The organism is Chromatium okenii (assembly GCF_002958735.1).
GTDB lineage: Bacteria > Pseudomonadota > Gammaproteobacteria > Chromatiales > Chromatiaceae > Chromatium > Chromatium okenii_A.
In genome coordinates, this window is record NZ_PPGH01000037.1 from 950,301 (window position 1) to 964,657 (window position 14,357).

Below are 14,357 nucleotides of genomic sequence, written 5' to 3' on the forward strand. Positions count from 1 at the left end.
GCTCAATCCATGGTTAAATCCCGGTGCATTCGTTCACCGTATCGTATTCAGCGATATTAGTATGCTCAAAGAATATCAACATCAACTCGAACACATCGCTTATTACGATTTACTGACTACTTTACCGAATCGCGTTTTGCTGGCGGATCGGCTGGTGCAAGACATGGCGCAGACCGAGCGACACGGTCAACGTTTAGCTTTGGCCTATCTCGATCTCGACGGTTTTAAGGCGATTAACGACACTCACGGTCACAACGTTGGCGATCAGTTTTTAATTGCGATTGCGGCGCGGATGAAACAAATGCTGCGGCAAGGCGACACGCTGGCGCGAATTGGCGGAGATGAATTTGTCGCAGTACTCGTTGATTTAACAATGGAAAAAGATTGTGTGCCGATGCTGTCGCGGCTGCTGGCCGCAGCTTCGCAGCCCGTGCTGCTTGGCGACGCAGTACTTCAGGTGTCGGCCAGCATCGGCGTCACCTTTTACCCGCAGGCAGAAATCGTGGATGGCGATCAACTGCTGCGCCAAGCCGATCAAGCGATGTATCGCGTTAAATTGACTGGAAAAAATCATTACCAGTTTTTTTAATCCGGCACAAACCGCAACACCTTCCCATTGATGCAGTAACGTTTACCGGACGGCAGCGGACCATCCTCAAACACATGTCCCAGATGAATGCCGGAGCTGGCGCTGCGCACTTCCACGCGGTGCATTCCGTGCGCAGTGTCCTCGTGCAGCGTGATTGCGCCGGGCAGCGGATCAAAAAAACTCGGCCAACCGCTGCCGCTTTCAAACTTGGCATTGCTGCGAAACAACGCTGCGCCACTGACCGGATCGACAAACACGCCGGGGCGCTTTTCGTCCAAATACGAGCCGGTAAACGGGCGCTCCGTGCCCTGTTCAAACGCGATTTTCTGCTGCTCTGGCGTCAACAGTTGCAATCCCAGCCAATGCCAAAATCGCGCTTGATCGCCTTGATAACCGGTGAAGCGCGACACCTCTTTTCCCTGTTCAAACAAGACAATCGTCGGTGTGGCAAACAGCGGCTGCGCCAGCGTCCACCCGATTGGCGGTTGCGCAACCGGCGTAGCGCGGATCGGCGTCGCTGCCGTCCACTGGTTCAGAATATCGGCATCGAATTGCCGACAAAATCCACAATCTGCTGACTCAAACGCGATCAATTGCCGATCAAAATGCAGTTCAGCAGCAGCTAACGGCGCGGGCGCAACAGCGGCTGGCGCGGCAGCGGTGCGTGGAAAGGCAACGCCCGTGCCACCGAGTCCGCAGTAGCCGTTGGGATGTTTTTGTAAATAATCCTGATGATCTTCTTCAGCGCGGTTGTAATGACGCAACGGTTCAATTTCCGTCGTGATTTTGCCCAAACTCGCCGCAGTCAACGCCGCTTGATATTCATCACGGGTGGCCAACGCCTCAGCCAGTTGCGCGGCGCTGCTGGTGTAAATCGCGCTGCGATAATTGCTGCCGCGATCATTGCCCTGTTGATCGCCCTGCGTTGGATTATGATTTTCCCAGAATGTAATCAAAATGTTACGCAAACTGGTCTGCGCGGGATTAAAGCGCACCTGAATCACTTCGGCGTGATTGCGAGCGGTGGTTTTCCCACGCTTGAGTTGCTGCTCCAGCGCCAGCACGTCGTGATAATTGGTTATTTCCGCATCGCCATTGGCATAACCAGATTCGACATCGACGATGCCGGGCAGCGCCGCCATGCGTTTTTCTGCGCCCCAAAAGCAGCCCATGCCCAGCGTGATTGAATCCACACTCGCAGTTGCCATTCCTGATACGACCATCATCACGACTCCTAAGCTCAATTGGTTGATTGTGTTCATTTTGAAATATCCATCATTAAATACGTTGCTGCTGCCGTTTATGACGATCTTGTTAACATAAGGCTGGCACGGCGCAGGACAACACGATCACAACTTTCAAACGGTAGTTATTCCAATGAAATCACTTCGAGCACGACTGTTTTTCTGGATGCTGGGCGGCAGTGGACTTTTGTTTTTATTGGCATTTAGCACTGTCGCCGTGTTAATGCAAAGCTCCGCCGTGAGCAGCGTTGGCAACCATCCGCGATATGGGCGACACCTACGCCAATCGTATTGGGGCGGAATTTACGCATTCCTACGCAGTGGCAGAATCGCTGGCGCTGGCGGTGTTTGCGATTCATCAGCAGCGCCCAGAACGTGCGTTGCCTCGGCAGTCAACGCTGCAGTGTTAGAAGCGAATCCGCAGTTGGTCGGTTTGGGATCGTATTGGGAGCCGAATGCGTTTGATGGACGCGATGCGGAGTTTGTGAATGTTGCGCCGGAAAACGACGCTACTGGACGTTACATTCCCTATTGGAATCGGGCTGGCGGCATGGTCAAAGTCGAGCTGTGACCGAGTACGAAACCGCAGATTGGTACAACATTCCCAAGCAAACTAGCAGCCATGGGCAAGCGAACCCTATTCATTTTCCATCGGTGGACGCCCGGTGCTGATGGTGTCGCTGATGGTGCCAATTCTCAGCGAAGGACGTTTTCTCGGTTCAGTGGGCGCAGATTATCCGCTGCTGGGATTGCAAAATATCTTGGAGGATGTGCGCCCCTTTGGTTCTGGCAGCGCCAGCCTGCTGTCAAATGCAGGTCTCTACGCCAGTCATCCAGACAGCAGCCGTTTGGGACAACCCGCCAACGATTTACCCGCCGAAGCACTCGCCGCAATCAAAGCTGGCAAGCCGTATCAATTCGTCACTGACACCGGCTTGATGTCGCTGATACGCCCAATCACCCCGGGCAAGGCGATGAACACTTGGGCGTTATTACTGACTTTTCCATTGGAAGCAGCGCTGGCAGATGCGCGACAGATGATGCTGTTCACTGCGTTAATTGGCGCAGTCGGATTATTGATTTTGGCGGCGCTGATTTGGCCGCTGTTAACGCGCTTGATTCGTCCGCTGCAAGTGCTCGCACAAACGCTGTCGGATTGGAATGGCGATGTCAGCCAGCAAGTGCAAGTGGAACGTCACGATGAAATCGGCGTGATTGGCGCAGCGTTTAATGCGTTTATGGGACGGTGCGGATTTGGTCGTCGCCATCGCCGAGGAAAGTCGGCATCTCAACGCGACGACGCAGGAATTGAGCGCCGCAACCGATGGCGTGGTTAGTAATTCGCGGCAACAACTCAACGCTGCAACGGATATGCGCCACGATATGAGCGAGAGCACCAACGCCATTACTGGCGTGGCGCGGCAAGCCGTGCAGTTGCAAGAGCTGGCGCAAAACACCGGGCGCGTGACTGCGGCGGCATCTACGACCGTCAATCAAACTGCACAAGAAATTGGTCAAATTGACCACACGATGCAGGCAGTGGCGGAAGGAGTGCGGCGGCTGGATGAGCGTTCCCGCGAAATCAGCACCATTATCAATGTCATCCGCGAAATTGCCGATCAAACCAATTTGCTGGCGCTCAACGCAGCGATTGAAGCTGCTCGCGCTGGTGAACAAGGACGCGGGTTTGCAGTCGTCGCCGATGAAGTGCGCAAACTGGCGAATCGCACGCGCAGGCCACCAGTGAGTCACGGCGACGATTAACACCATTCAACAGGAAAGTGCGCTGGCAGTGAAAACGGTCGGCATGACTTCCGAGCAGGTGAATCGCGGCGTGGCGCTGTCGCGGGAGGCTGCGAGCGCGATTGAAACCATTCGCAGCCATGCCGAGGACATTCTCGGACGCGTGTCTGAAGTCAATCAGCAAACAAATCAACAGTCTGGAATCAATCAGGCGCTGGCGAATAACGTGGACAACATGGGCAAGCTGGCACAGCGTAACGATGAAGATATTTTGCTGGCGCAGGAGCGCGTGGAAGGGTTGGCGTGTTGGCCAGTAAATTACGCGATTTAATTGCGCGTTTTCAAGGTGTTGGCTCAATCTGATACAACGTTGACCAATTTTTGCCAGTGACAAATATCCGTTGATTGGTCTTGTCGTAAGCGATGCCGTTGAGTACGGCATCGCGGCTAGATCGCGCAGCGGCTGGCAATAAATCGCAAATTCAGCCAACTGTTGACTGCGCCGCTGGCGGGATCAATCCGCGCAATCACGTCTTGCTGCCAGACATTCGCCCAAATTTCGCCGTCAATCCATTCCAATTCGTTCAGCGCCGTAATCGGGCGCTCACCATCGTGCACCGTCACCCGCCGCACCACCGCCGCGTTGCTGGATCAAACCACTGCAATTCCGCGCTGCCGTTGCTGATAATCCACTGGGTTCCATCGCTGGTGATGCCCCAGCCCTCGCCGCTATATTCAAAATAATCAATCGGTTGAAGCTGCTCGCGGTCGTAAATCAGCCCGATGTTTTCGCGCCAAGTCAGTTGCACCAGTTGCCCGCGCCACGCGGTGAGCCCTTCTGCAAAACACATTCGCCGCCAATCGCGTTTCCTGCGCCACGCGACCGCTGCGCAAATCCACGCGCCGCAGCGCCGATTTTCCATAAAGTCCAATACTTTCAAATAATTGCCCATTAACCATGACCAAGCCCTGCGTGAATGCCGCTGGATCGTGTGGAAAAGTGGCGACCACACGCACACCGTAAATCGGCGCAGTGATGCGCGTTTCGGGCGCAGCAATTGCTGTGTAAAGCATCAACAGTGCAATGAAATACTCGCGCATTAGGACGCAATTTCAACGCGATTACGTCCGGCAGCTTTGGCGCAATACAGTGCCTCATCTGCGCGGTTCATTAATTCCAACATTGATTCATCCTGTTGATAAATAGCGACACCAAAGCTGGCGGTTTTAGACCCAATCACTGGGAATTGATGATCGGCAATCGCTTGGCGTAGTTTTTCCGCAATCTGTTGAATCTCAATACGCGTAGCGACGGGGCAAATAGCAAGGAATTCTTCACCGCCCCAACGTCCCACTGCATCCGTTTTACGCAAATGCGTTTTTAATAACTGTGCGGTGGTAAAAAGTACCTTGTCACCAGTGAGATGACCATATTGATCATTAACCGCTTTGAAATGATCAATGTCACATAGAATTATTCCAAACGATTCCTGATAACGATCTGAACGCATCAATTCGTGAGTTAAGATTTCTTCTATTTTGCGCCGATTATAAATTTCCGTTAAGAGATCAGTCGTTGCAAGTTGCTCTAATACTTCTGCCTGTTGATCTTTTAACCGTTCGCGTTGTTTCGCAGAGGCTAATTGATCTGTACGTGCATCCAGCTCGTTAACCATGTTATTAAAATTATGATTCAATTGATCGAGTTCTAAAATGCCAACAGTTGGGAATGTCTGCTCGTGTGGTTTCCAACGATTGAGATCGGTCGTTGCCTCGGAAAGCGTGTGAATTGGTGTCACAATTTTGTTGGCTAATTTGCGCACATTAAACAGCAACAACATAAAAAAGAACACATAAAAAATAATCATCACGCCAATTGCAACATAGCCGATGTGATTACTCATGCTGCGCAATTTTTCGATCGGCGCAAACACATCATCTTGATGGACTAATACCAAAATGTTCCATCCCGTTTCAGAAACTTTTGTTTGAATCAAAAAATAGGTTTTATCAGAAATAGCAATTCTAAAATGGTATTTTGTGAATTCAAAAAGCCTTTCATTTGATCACGAATTTTTTGGTCTTTTATTTTTAACATATTGTATTCAATTGGTTTTCCAATCGTCGTTACAATTGGTTCCTGATAACTATGTTGTTGCGTTTCTTGAAATCCAAAAATCTGCTCGATCTGTTTCGGCATTGCTAAAATTGCGCCGGTTTTATCGACCAAAAATGCTGCCGCATCCCAAGATAGATTTAAGTTCAGAACGCTCTGAATAAAGTGATCAATGGTGACATCCATGCCTGTCACTCCTTCTAAAAAATCCCCGCGATAAATCGGCACAATGTTTGAAATCACCCAACCCTGACCAACGGGATCAAGATACGCATTTGTCCAAACAGGAGAGCGTGGCGGATTATGCGCTGCATCTGCACTAAAATAGAATGCAAGATCATTAACATCCCAGCTTGGACCAAAGCGTTCGGCTGCATCCTGCATAAATGGATAAATGCGATTCATTTCGTCCCAAGTGTTAAGATAGATTTGATTCACAATCGAATTGGTGTTGACGATGGACTTAAATAAGACATCCATGCTTTCGCTACATCGCGCTTTGCGTTGCTCTTCTTTTCCAATGGGTGTCGTTGCAGCGTAATAAACACTGCTACCACCATTATCTACCGTTTTATAATACGCGCCGTTGTCGTGAAGACGGAATTTCGGTTCACCATTGGGTAAAAAACAATGGTTCTTGTGGGCAAAAAAAGTTTGATGCTCTTGTTGGAGGAGTTGAGCAAGACGTGTGATTTCTTGTAATTGTAAATTGATATTGCTGGCTTCTTTTGAAACAACAGTGAGTAAATTAGTTGTCACCTCTTTTAATAAAAATTCTTGATTGCGTGTTGAAATATATTGATTGATGCCGAAGTAGAGCAATAGCAGAACAATTTCAATAACAAACATCTGCAGTAAGGCACTGCGCAAATAATTACGATGAATCAATTTTTGCAAGCTAATTGCGGATTTTTGTATTGACCTTGTCATAAATACCTTTTATGAAATACGGTTATAAAGTATGGATTGTTTTATTGATTTTTTGTAAGATAATCACGGTTAACCGTGTGCACATCGTCAACAATATGCCACAATTGCGCTGCATCAACTGTTGCATATGGTTACAATCTTGCACTGATTCATCATTTCGGAGCGTTTTGCATGTCTCGTTCGATTCTATTTGCGCTGACGTTGTCACTATTCGCAACGTTCCCCGTGCTGGCTGCCAATAATATCGGTATTGGTGCGGTCGATATGCAGCAGGTGTTGGAACAAAGCAAGTTGGGAAAGCGGTTGCAGGAACAATTGCGGCAGGAGTTTGAACCACAAGCACGTAAATTTGCAGAGGAAGAAAAAGAAATTCATGCACTGCAACAGGCGTTTGAGCGCGATAAAGCGTTGATGAGTAAAGATCAGGCGGCGAAACAAGAAAAGGAGCTGGTTGGGCGTATTGAAGCGTATCAAAAAAAGGTGCAACCATTGCAGCAGGAATTAGCGAAGGCGCAACAAATTAAAGGACGTGAAATCGTCGCGCCGGCGCGTGAAGCAGTGAATACCGTAGCGAAAAAGAAAAAGCTGTCGATGGTGGTTGAACGCGGATTAGCGGGAATGCTGTATCTTGATTCAACGCTGGATATTACTGCCGATGTCATTGAAGAACTGAATTCACGAGCGAAATAAAGCGTTTCGCTGAATCATAAAAAACCCCGATCAAATGATCGGGGTTTTTATTAAACGTCATTCAATTTTCACTACATCTTAGGGTCGCGCATTCAGCCATTTGCCAATTGCTGGCGTGACTTCTTTCTGCGCCTTGCCACTCACATAAATCCCAATGTGACCACCGGGAAATGCCAATTCGGTGTAATCGTTGCTGCTAGTGCGTCCATTCAATGCCTTCGACGCATCTGGTGGCACAAGATGATCTTGCAGCGCATAAATGTTGAGTACCGGACAGGTGATGTTTTTTAAATCAACTTCATGCTGACCTAACCACACACCGCCGTTAATAAAACCGTTGTGTTGATAAAAATCTTTAATGAACTGCCGGAAGGTCTCACCCGCTTGATCGGGGCTGTCAAAAATCCATTTTTCCATGCGCAGAAAGTTCTTCACTTTCTTCGGATCATCAAGCATATCAACCATGTTGACGTATTTTTGCCCCATCAAACTATACGGCTTGAGCGTGAGAAAACTCCAATTGAGCAATTCACCGGGGATATTGCCCATCGTATCCACTGCCAAATCAATATCGACGTGCTGTACCCACGCAGACAATAGATTGTCCGGCGTTTTGAAATCGACTGGCGTGACCATCGTCACTAGATTATTCACCTTTTCAGGATGCAGCGCCGCATACATCAAACTGAATGCACCGCCCTGACAAATCCCCAGTAGATTCACCTTATCGACACCGAGTTCTTCACGCAGATGTTCGACGCAGCTATCAATATAACCATTGATATAATCGTCAAGCGTAATGGCGCGATCTGCTTGATCGGGATAACCCCAATCAATTAAATAAACATCCTGACCAGTTGCCAGCAAGCCTTTGATTGTCGAACGATCTTCCTGAATATCGGTCATGTATGGGCGATTGACCAGCGCATATACAATTAAAAGCGGCGTGGCGCTCGGCGTGACACCTTCTGGCGTGTCATAACGATAAAGCGTCAATTTATCTTCTTGATACACAATCTGCTTTGAACTCACACCTTCATCAATGGCTTCGGCATTGAGTAGGTTTTCCATGCTCTGACCCAGCTTGCGGCTGTAATCCAGCATTTCTTGCGCAAGTTGATCGGGGCGAATATTAATCGGCGTCATCATCGGTATTGCTCCTTATTCCGGCTGGGCTGGCTTGCGACGCACTGGCGTTTTAGCAACCGACGCAGTGGTTTTAATTGCGGTTGGCAATGTAGATGCAGAATCACCAACCAATGCAGCAACCTGTTTTTCTAAAGTGTGTAACCGATGACGCAATTGCTTATTTTCGCGGCGCGTTTCCTGTAAACGATCCTGCACAGTGCGTAATTCGCTGCGGCTGGGCATATTCATGGTGCCGAGATTTTCATCGACGATAATCGCCATGCGCTTTTTCATTGCCATCTGCGCGTTAATCAAATGACCGTGAATCTTGGCGTATTCTGGCGTTGCTACTTCTTCCGCATAGACTGCTTCGCAGCATGTCACCCAGTCATCATATAAAGCGCGAGCGGAATCAATTGGTTTTTCAGTGGAGCTAACTTCCTGTAAACGCTGCGCCATGCGTTGAACAGATTTCATGCCCAATTGATTATAAAAGCCAATGTATTCCTGCAATGCTGCCTGATAATCCATTGAGCGCCGAATTAAATCCTGATATTGACCCTGCTCTTCACGGGTATAACCGAGACCAGGGGCAGCCAATGCGCGATGGAGATGATCTTTTAGATGATCGTGCGGCACGTTGCGCAGCATATCGCCGGGCATGGGCGACATCGAAGACATCATCCGCTGCCAGTTATCAAGCGGCATTTCCCAAAACGACATCATGCGCTGCGCGGCGTTACCTTCATCGTCAAGCGAAACGGTGAACCGTTTCTGCATGTCTTCAAGGGCTTGTGTCCACCACGTCATGCCAGTGTTGGTATTGGCATCAGTCGGCTGGGCGGACAGCGTTTCGGCGAGCCGAAAAAACACCTTGCCTTGCTCCATCATCCGCTCCATGAATGCTTTGGACGCATCCGGTGCGGCTGGAGACAGCGCCTTCCACCAATGATCGAGCCCGTTTTCCCACGGCATGGTCAATGGCGCAGTGCCGCCCATGCCCATGGCTTTTTGACTCATCGCCGTCCAGTTGTCCCAATACTTGCGCTGTAGCGCCAGCCAATCGTCGTTAAAAAAGCTGTCATTTGACATGAGGTTGTTTTCCGTGGTTATTTTCGATGAAACTTAACATGCTGATTTGTGCACTGCAACAAAGATGCGTAGAATTCAGCACCGCGTATCAATTTCACAATTAGATTTCAGAGGACTTCCCATTCCCATGAGCGAAAACATCGTAATCGTTGCCGCCGGACGCACCGCCGTTGGCACCTTTGGCGGCAGTCTGGCCGCATTGCCTGCAACCGAACTTGGCGCAACGGTTTTGAAAGCATTGCTGGCGCGTACCGGCATTGCGCCGGAGCAGATTGATGAAGTCATTCTCGGTCAAGTCTTGACTGCTGGCGTTGGTCAAAATCCCGCTCGCCAAACCACGCTCAACGCGGGTTTACCGCAGCAAGTGCCAGCAATGACCATCAATAAGGTTTGTGGCAGCGGATTGAAAGCGGTGCATTTGGCGATGCAGGCAGTGGCTTGTGGCGATGCAGACATTGTGATTGCGGGCGGTCAGGAAAACATGAGCCAATCTGCGCACGTTCTGCCGCATTCCCGCGACGGCCAGCGGATGGGCGATTGGCAACTGAAAGACACCATGATCGTTGATGGTCTCTGGGATGCGTTCAATAACTATCACATGGGCGTCACCGCCGAGAACATCGCCACGCAATATGGCTTTGATCGCGCCGCGCAAGATCAATTTGCCGCTGCCTCGCAACAGAAAGCCGAAGCAGCGATTCAAGCTGGGCGTTTCGCTGATGAAATCATTCCGGTGAGCATTCCGCAGCGCAAAGGCGATCCGTTGGTTTTCGCCACTGACGAATTCCCACGCGCAGGGACAACGGCAGAAACGCTCGGCAAACTGCGCCCAGCGTTTGATAAAAATGGCACGGTGACGGCGGGCAATGCGTCGGGCATTAACGACGGCGCAGCAATGGTGATCGTGATGACCGAAACCAAAGCCAAGGCGCTGGGTTTGACACCGCTGGCGCGTCTGGTCGCCTTCGCCAGCGCCGGGGTTGATCCGGCAATCATGGGCACGGGACCAATTCCCGCCTCCACCAAATGTTTGGAAAAAGCCGGTTGGACGCCCGCCGATTTAGATTTAATCGAAGCGAATGAAGCCTTTGCAGCGCAGGCGATGTCGGTCAATCAAGAGATGGGCTGGGATTTATCGAAGGTCAACGTCAACGGCGGCGCGATTGCGCTCGGTCATCCGATTGGTGCATCCGGTGCGCGGATTTTGGTGACGCTGCTGTATGAGATGCAGCGCCGCGATGCGAAAAAAGGTTTGGCGACGCTGTGCATCGGTGGTGGTCAGGGCGTGGCGCTGGCGGTTGAGCGAATGTAATGCGTTGATTGCATGAGATAAAAAACCCCGCTGCGGCGGGGTTTTTTGTGCGTCAGTGTCAGCGCATTGTGATGTGCATTTTCATTGCAAGTCATGCGAAATCTCGTTAGGTTGCGATGACTTGCGATCTACGCCTAGGATTTAACTTTTGAAATCAATGCACAATCAACATCTTTCTGTCCGCATCGGACACCTGCAACTTGCGCCCGGCATTCACGCCCGTCACGGCTGGACATTTCTCGCGGCAGCCTTTTTTTCGATTGGTTTGATGATCTTCATTTCAATCGGTCAAACCTACATCCTGAATGAACATTTGCACATTCCCGCCAACGAACAGGGCGCGATCAGCGGCAACTTGGTGTTTTTCACTGAGATTCTGACGCTGCTGCTCTTTTTACCTGCCGGAGTGCTGATGGATCGCATCGGACGCCGACCAGTGTATGCCGCAGGATTTTTGCTGCTGGCGCTGACTTATGTGCTGTATCCGTTCGCTGAATCAGTCACGGCGCTGTACTTAGATCGCATCATTTATGCACTCGCCGTAGTCACCGTCGCTGGCGGACTCTCCACCGTCATGGCGGATTACCCTGCCGAATGTTCACGCGGCAAATTGGTCGCCGCAGTCGGCGTATTGAGTGGTTTGGGCGTGGTCATCATCAGCCAAGGCTTTGGCAGCGTTCCAAAAATGTTCATCAACGCAGGATTTGATGGCATCACTGCCGGACGCATGACGCACCTCATCGTGGCTGGGCTGGCAATTGCGGTCGCAGTGATGACATGGTGGGGTTTGAAACCCGGTGTCCCGATATGTCACGACGAGCGCCCGACTGTACGCGAATTGCTCCTCAGTGGCTTTGCGCAAGCCCGCAATCCGCGCATTTTATTAGCTTATTCAGCAGCGTTCATTGCGCGTGGCGATCAATCGGTCAACGCAGTATTTTTGATTTTATGGGGCACACTGGCCGGCAAAGCAGCTGGTTTAGAGCCGGCCGCAGCAGTGATGGGCGGAACTTTTATTTTCGTGATCGCACAAATTGCTGCGCTGGTGTGGGCACCAATTTTAGGTCCGCTGCTCGATCGCATTGACCGCGTGAGCGCCTTGGCGGTGTGTATGGGACTTTCCGCCATTGGCAATTTAGCTTTACTGCTGCTCGATGACCCTTTAGCAAAACACGGCATGATCTTTTTCATTCTGCTGGGCATTGGGCAAATTAGCGTTTTTCTTGGCGGTCAATCGCTCATTGGACAAGAAGCGCCACTCGCACAACGCGGCGCAGTATTAGGCGCATTTAATGTCGCTGGCGCGATTGGTATTCTATTGATGACCGCAATTGGTGGGCAGCTTTTCGATCACGTTGATCCGCGAGCACCTTTCGTGGTGATTGGCTTCGTCAACATTTTATTATTGGTGGCGAGTGTTTATGTGCGCATTCAACATCATCGCCCGCCGACTGCGGATGACGCACCGCCTGTACCAATTGCTTGACATTAAACATTTGCTGCATCAACGACGCATGGCAATGATGCAGCACATTTTCAACTGTTTGGTATTAGCTGGACAAAACCAATGGAATTGCAACGCGAACGCCTCATTAAAAAATATCCCAATCGGCGGCTCTACGATACGCAAGTTAGTCGCTATATCACGGTAGCGGATGTCCGCAATTTAGTGATGACGGGTATTCCGATTCGTGTATTAGATACGGCAAATGACGCCGATATTACTCGGGCGATTTTGCTGCAAATCATGCTGGAGGAAGAAAGCGGTGGTGAACCACTTTTTACTGCCAATATGCTGGCGCAGATCATTCGTTTTTACGGCGGTACATTGCAGGGAATGTTTACCCGTTATTTGGAGACATCACTTGATCTATTTGCCAAGCAGCAGCAGGAAATGACGCAGTCGTGGACGGAAAATCCGTTTGAGGCGATGACGCGCATGACTCAGAAAAATGTCGAGATTTGGGCTGATTTACAACAGGATTTCATGCGAGCAGCGGGGTTTAACTTTGGCGCGAAACGTCCCAAAAAAGAGGACGATTCCGCATGACCGCGAGCACGGCAAAAAATTTGCAAATTGGGTGTTGACCTGAAACGCCGAGACGTTTATTGTGCACCGCAACATTGCTGCACTGCACAATCTCTCTTGGAGACTGACGATGACAACAACCGAGACTTTGAACACCGTAAACGAACTGACCAACAAGAACGTTGAGCGCCTGACCAGCCTCGGCGAACTGAATATGCGCATCTTCGAGAAGATGGCGACCCGTCAGATGGATGCTCTGACGCTGTACATGGATCACACCCTGCGCCTGACCAAGCTCGCCACTGAAGCCAAGGGCTACAACGAGTTTTTTCAAGGTCAGATCGAAGCGACCAAAGAACTCAGCGAGCGGGTGATGACGGAAAGCAAAACCACGCTGCAACTGGTCAACGAAGCGCGTGATGATTATCGCGTGTGGCTGGAAAAGAACACGGCAGAAATGACGGCTGATCTGCGCCAGCACACTACGACGGCTTGATTGCAAGTCGATGATCCACGGATGGATCATTTTGAACCAGCAGCGGATGCACAATTTTATAATAAACAAGATTTTGGAGGAACAAACATGGCACGTATCGCATTGGTGACTGGCGGAATTGGCGGTCTTGGCACAGCAATCTGTACCCGTTTAGCGACCGACGGTTACACCGTTATTGCGAATCATCATCCGTCTGAGGCAGACGCTGCCATTGCTTGGCAACAGGCGCGTACCGCAGAAGGTTTGAACATCGCCACCATCGCTGCTGATGTGTCGTCGTTTGAAGACAGCACCCGCATGGTGAACGAAATCACTGCTGCACACGGCCCGATTGACATTTTGGTCAATTGCGCTGGCATTACCCGCGATAAGACCTTCAGAAAGATGGAGGCAGCGCACTGGAACGCAGTGATTGATGTGAATTTAAACAGTATTTTCAACGTGACCCGCCCAGTTTGGGAAGGCATGTTAGAGCGCGGTTTTGGGCGGATTATCAATATCTCATCCGTCAATGGTCAGCGCGGACAGTTTGGTCAAGCGAATTATTCAGCAGCCAAAGCTGGAATGCACGGCTTCACGATGGCGCTGGCGCAGGAAGGCGCAGCCAAGGGCGTGACCGTTAACACCGTATCGCCCGGCTACACCGAAACGGCGATGACTTTGGCGATTGATGACGCAGTACGCAGCAGCATCATCAACGGAATTCCGATGCGGCGCATGGCGCAACCGTCTGAAATTGCAGCAGCAATTGCATTTTTAGCGAGCGATGACAGTGCCTACATCACCGGCGCAAATCTGCCTGTCAACGGCGGCTTGTTTATGCACTAACGAACACTGGCGCGACCGGCTTGTGAATCGGTCGCCACAATTTCATTTCCGTGTCCTCCTCGTCTCTTTCATCAATGAGACGTTCTTTGCCCAGCACCCCCGCTGGGCGTTTTTTTTGCCCGCATTTTGGCATTCACTGCGTCGATTCTTGATCCCTTGC

16 protein-coding genes and 3 pseudogenes are annotated in these 14,357 nt (G+C 50.5%); 12 read left to right on the forward strand and 7 right to left on the reverse strand.

The window, feature by feature from the left end; translation table 11 throughout:
• Nucleotides 1-43 precede the first annotated feature (43 nt).
• A pseudogene (locus CXB77_RS19955) lies at nt 44-589 on the forward strand (diguanylate cyclase domain-containing protein); the annotation flags it as partial.
• Here CXB77_RS19955 and msrA read toward each other — a convergent pair.
• On the reverse strand, nt 586-1,851 hold the full coding sequence (gene msrA, locus CXB77_RS16435; protein ID WP_105074678.1) for a peptide-methionine (S)-S-oxide reductase MsrA: 1,266 nt from the start codon (nt 1,849-1,851) through the stop codon (nt 586-588). The pseudogene CXB77_RS19955 and the gene msrA sit on opposite strands and share 4 nt — an antisense overlap.
• A 230-nt stretch (nt 1,852-2,081) precedes the next feature.
• On the opposite strand from msrA, the gene CXB77_RS19960 reads away from it, so the two are divergent.
• From CXB77_RS19960 to CXB77_RS16455, 5 genes and pseudogenes are all read left to right on the forward strand, one after another.
• The gene (locus CXB77_RS19960; protein ID WP_172452715.1) at nt 2,082-2,243 is read left to right on the forward strand and encodes a hypothetical protein; all 162 of its coding nucleotides are present in this window, start codon (nt 2,082-2,084) and stop codon (nt 2,241-2,243) included.
• On the forward strand, nt 2,237-2,404 hold the full coding sequence (locus CXB77_RS19965; protein WP_172452716.1) for a hypothetical protein: 168 nt from the start codon (nt 2,237-2,239) through the stop codon (nt 2,402-2,404). Before CXB77_RS19960 ends, CXB77_RS19965 begins: the two co-directional genes overlap by 7 nt.
• Before the next feature lie 112 nt (nt 2,405-2,516).
• Complete coding sequence (locus CXB77_RS16445; protein ID WP_172452717.1) at nt 2,517-3,170, forward strand: methyl-accepting chemotaxis protein; 654 nt, start codon at nt 2,517-2,519, stop codon at nt 3,168-3,170.
• Between the two features lie 172 nt (nt 3,171-3,342).
• Nucleotides 3,343-3,565, forward strand: a pseudogene (locus CXB77_RS24805) (methyl-accepting chemotaxis protein); the annotation flags it as partial.
• Nucleotides 3,566-3,625: 60 nt separating this feature from the next.
• Nucleotides 3,626-3,907, forward strand: a complete 282-nt coding sequence (locus CXB77_RS16455) for a hypothetical protein (protein WP_105074682.1) — start codon at nt 3,626-3,628, stop codon at nt 3,905-3,907.
• Between the two features lie 10 nt (nt 3,908-3,917).
• Here the strand turns inward: CXB77_RS16455 and CXB77_RS24115 are convergent.
• The 4 genes and pseudogenes from CXB77_RS24115 to CXB77_RS22525 all read right to left on the reverse strand — a co-directional run bounded on the left by CXB77_RS24115 (nt 3,918) and on the right by CXB77_RS22525 (nt 6,541).
• Nucleotides 3,918-4,427: pseudogene (locus tag CXB77_RS24115) on the reverse strand (glutaminyl-peptide cyclotransferase).
• On the reverse strand, nt 4,321-4,677 hold the full coding sequence (locus CXB77_RS22515; protein WP_242445795.1) for a glutaminyl-peptide cyclotransferase: 357 nt from the start codon (nt 4,675-4,677) through the stop codon (nt 4,321-4,323). Before CXB77_RS22515 ends, CXB77_RS24115 begins: the two are co-directional and overlap by 107 nt.
• Nucleotides 4,677-5,480: a GGDEF domain-containing protein gene (locus CXB77_RS22520; RefSeq protein ID WP_242445796.1), complete on the reverse strand. Its 804-nt coding sequence runs from the start codon at nt 5,478-5,480 to the stop codon at nt 4,677-4,679. Before CXB77_RS22520 ends, CXB77_RS22515 begins: the two co-directional genes overlap by 1 nt.
• An 89-nt stretch (nt 5,481-5,569) precedes the next feature.
• Nucleotides 5,570-6,541 (reverse strand): PDC sensor domain-containing protein, encoded by a 972-nt coding sequence (locus tag CXB77_RS22525; RefSeq protein ID WP_242445797.1) that lies wholly within the window; start codon nt 6,539-6,541, stop codon nt 5,570-5,572.
• A gap of 252 nt (nt 6,542-6,793) precedes the next feature.
• On the opposite strand from CXB77_RS22525, the gene CXB77_RS16470 reads away from it, so the two are divergent.
• The gene (locus tag CXB77_RS16470; RefSeq protein ID WP_105074683.1) at nt 6,794-7,312 is read left to right on the forward strand and encodes an OmpH family outer membrane protein; all 519 of its coding nucleotides are present in this window, start codon (nt 6,794-6,796) and stop codon (nt 7,310-7,312) included.
• A gap of 78 nt (nt 7,313-7,390) precedes the next feature.
• On the opposite strand, the gene CXB77_RS16475 is transcribed toward CXB77_RS16470, so the two are convergent.
• Together CXB77_RS16475 and phaE are read right to left on the reverse strand one after the other, a co-directional pair.
• On the reverse strand, nt 7,391-8,458 hold the full coding sequence (locus CXB77_RS16475; protein WP_105074803.1) for a class III poly(R)-hydroxyalkanoic acid synthase subunit PhaC: 1,068 nt from the start codon (nt 8,456-8,458) through the stop codon (nt 7,391-7,393).
• Between the two features lie 15 nt (nt 8,459-8,473).
• Nucleotides 8,474-9,532, reverse strand: coding sequence for a class III poly(R)-hydroxyalkanoic acid synthase subunit PhaE (phaE, locus tag CXB77_RS16480; protein WP_105074684.1), 1,059 nt, complete (start codon nt 9,530-9,532; stop codon nt 8,474-8,476).
• Between the two features lie 127 nt (nt 9,533-9,659).
• Here phaE and CXB77_RS16485 point away from each other — a divergent pair, with 127 nt between their 5' ends.
• The 5 genes from CXB77_RS16485 to CXB77_RS16505 all read left to right on the forward strand — a co-directional run bounded on the left by CXB77_RS16485 (nt 9,660) and on the right by CXB77_RS16505 (nt 14,197).
• Complete coding sequence (locus tag CXB77_RS16485) at nt 9,660-10,844, forward strand: acetyl-CoA C-acetyltransferase (RefSeq protein ID WP_105074685.1); 1,185 nt, start codon at nt 9,660-9,662, stop codon at nt 10,842-10,844.
• A 157-nt stretch (nt 10,845-11,001) separates the two neighbouring features.
• Entirely contained in the window at nt 11,002-12,330 is a 1,329-nt protein-coding gene (locus tag CXB77_RS16490) for an MFS transporter (protein WP_105074686.1), read from the forward strand.
• Between the two features lie 87 nt (nt 12,331-12,417).
• Nucleotides 12,418-12,894 carry a polyhydroxyalkanoate synthesis repressor PhaR gene (gene phaR / locus CXB77_RS16495; protein ID WP_105074804.1) on the forward strand — a complete coding sequence of 159 codons (477 nt, stop codon included), beginning with the start codon at nt 12,418-12,420 and terminating at the stop codon, nt 12,892-12,894.
• A gap of 61 nt (nt 12,895-12,955) precedes the next feature.
• Nucleotides 12,956-13,369 (forward strand): phasin family protein, encoded by a 414-nt coding sequence (locus CXB77_RS16500; protein ID WP_347338167.1) that lies wholly within the window; start codon nt 12,956-12,958, stop codon nt 13,367-13,369.
• A gap of 87 nt (nt 13,370-13,456) precedes the next feature.
• A complete protein-coding gene (locus tag CXB77_RS16505; protein ID WP_105074806.1) occupies nt 13,457-14,197 on the forward strand; it encodes a beta-ketoacyl-ACP reductase in 741 nt (246 codons plus the stop codon).
• The last annotated feature ends 160 nt before the right edge of the window (nt 14,198-14,357 follow it).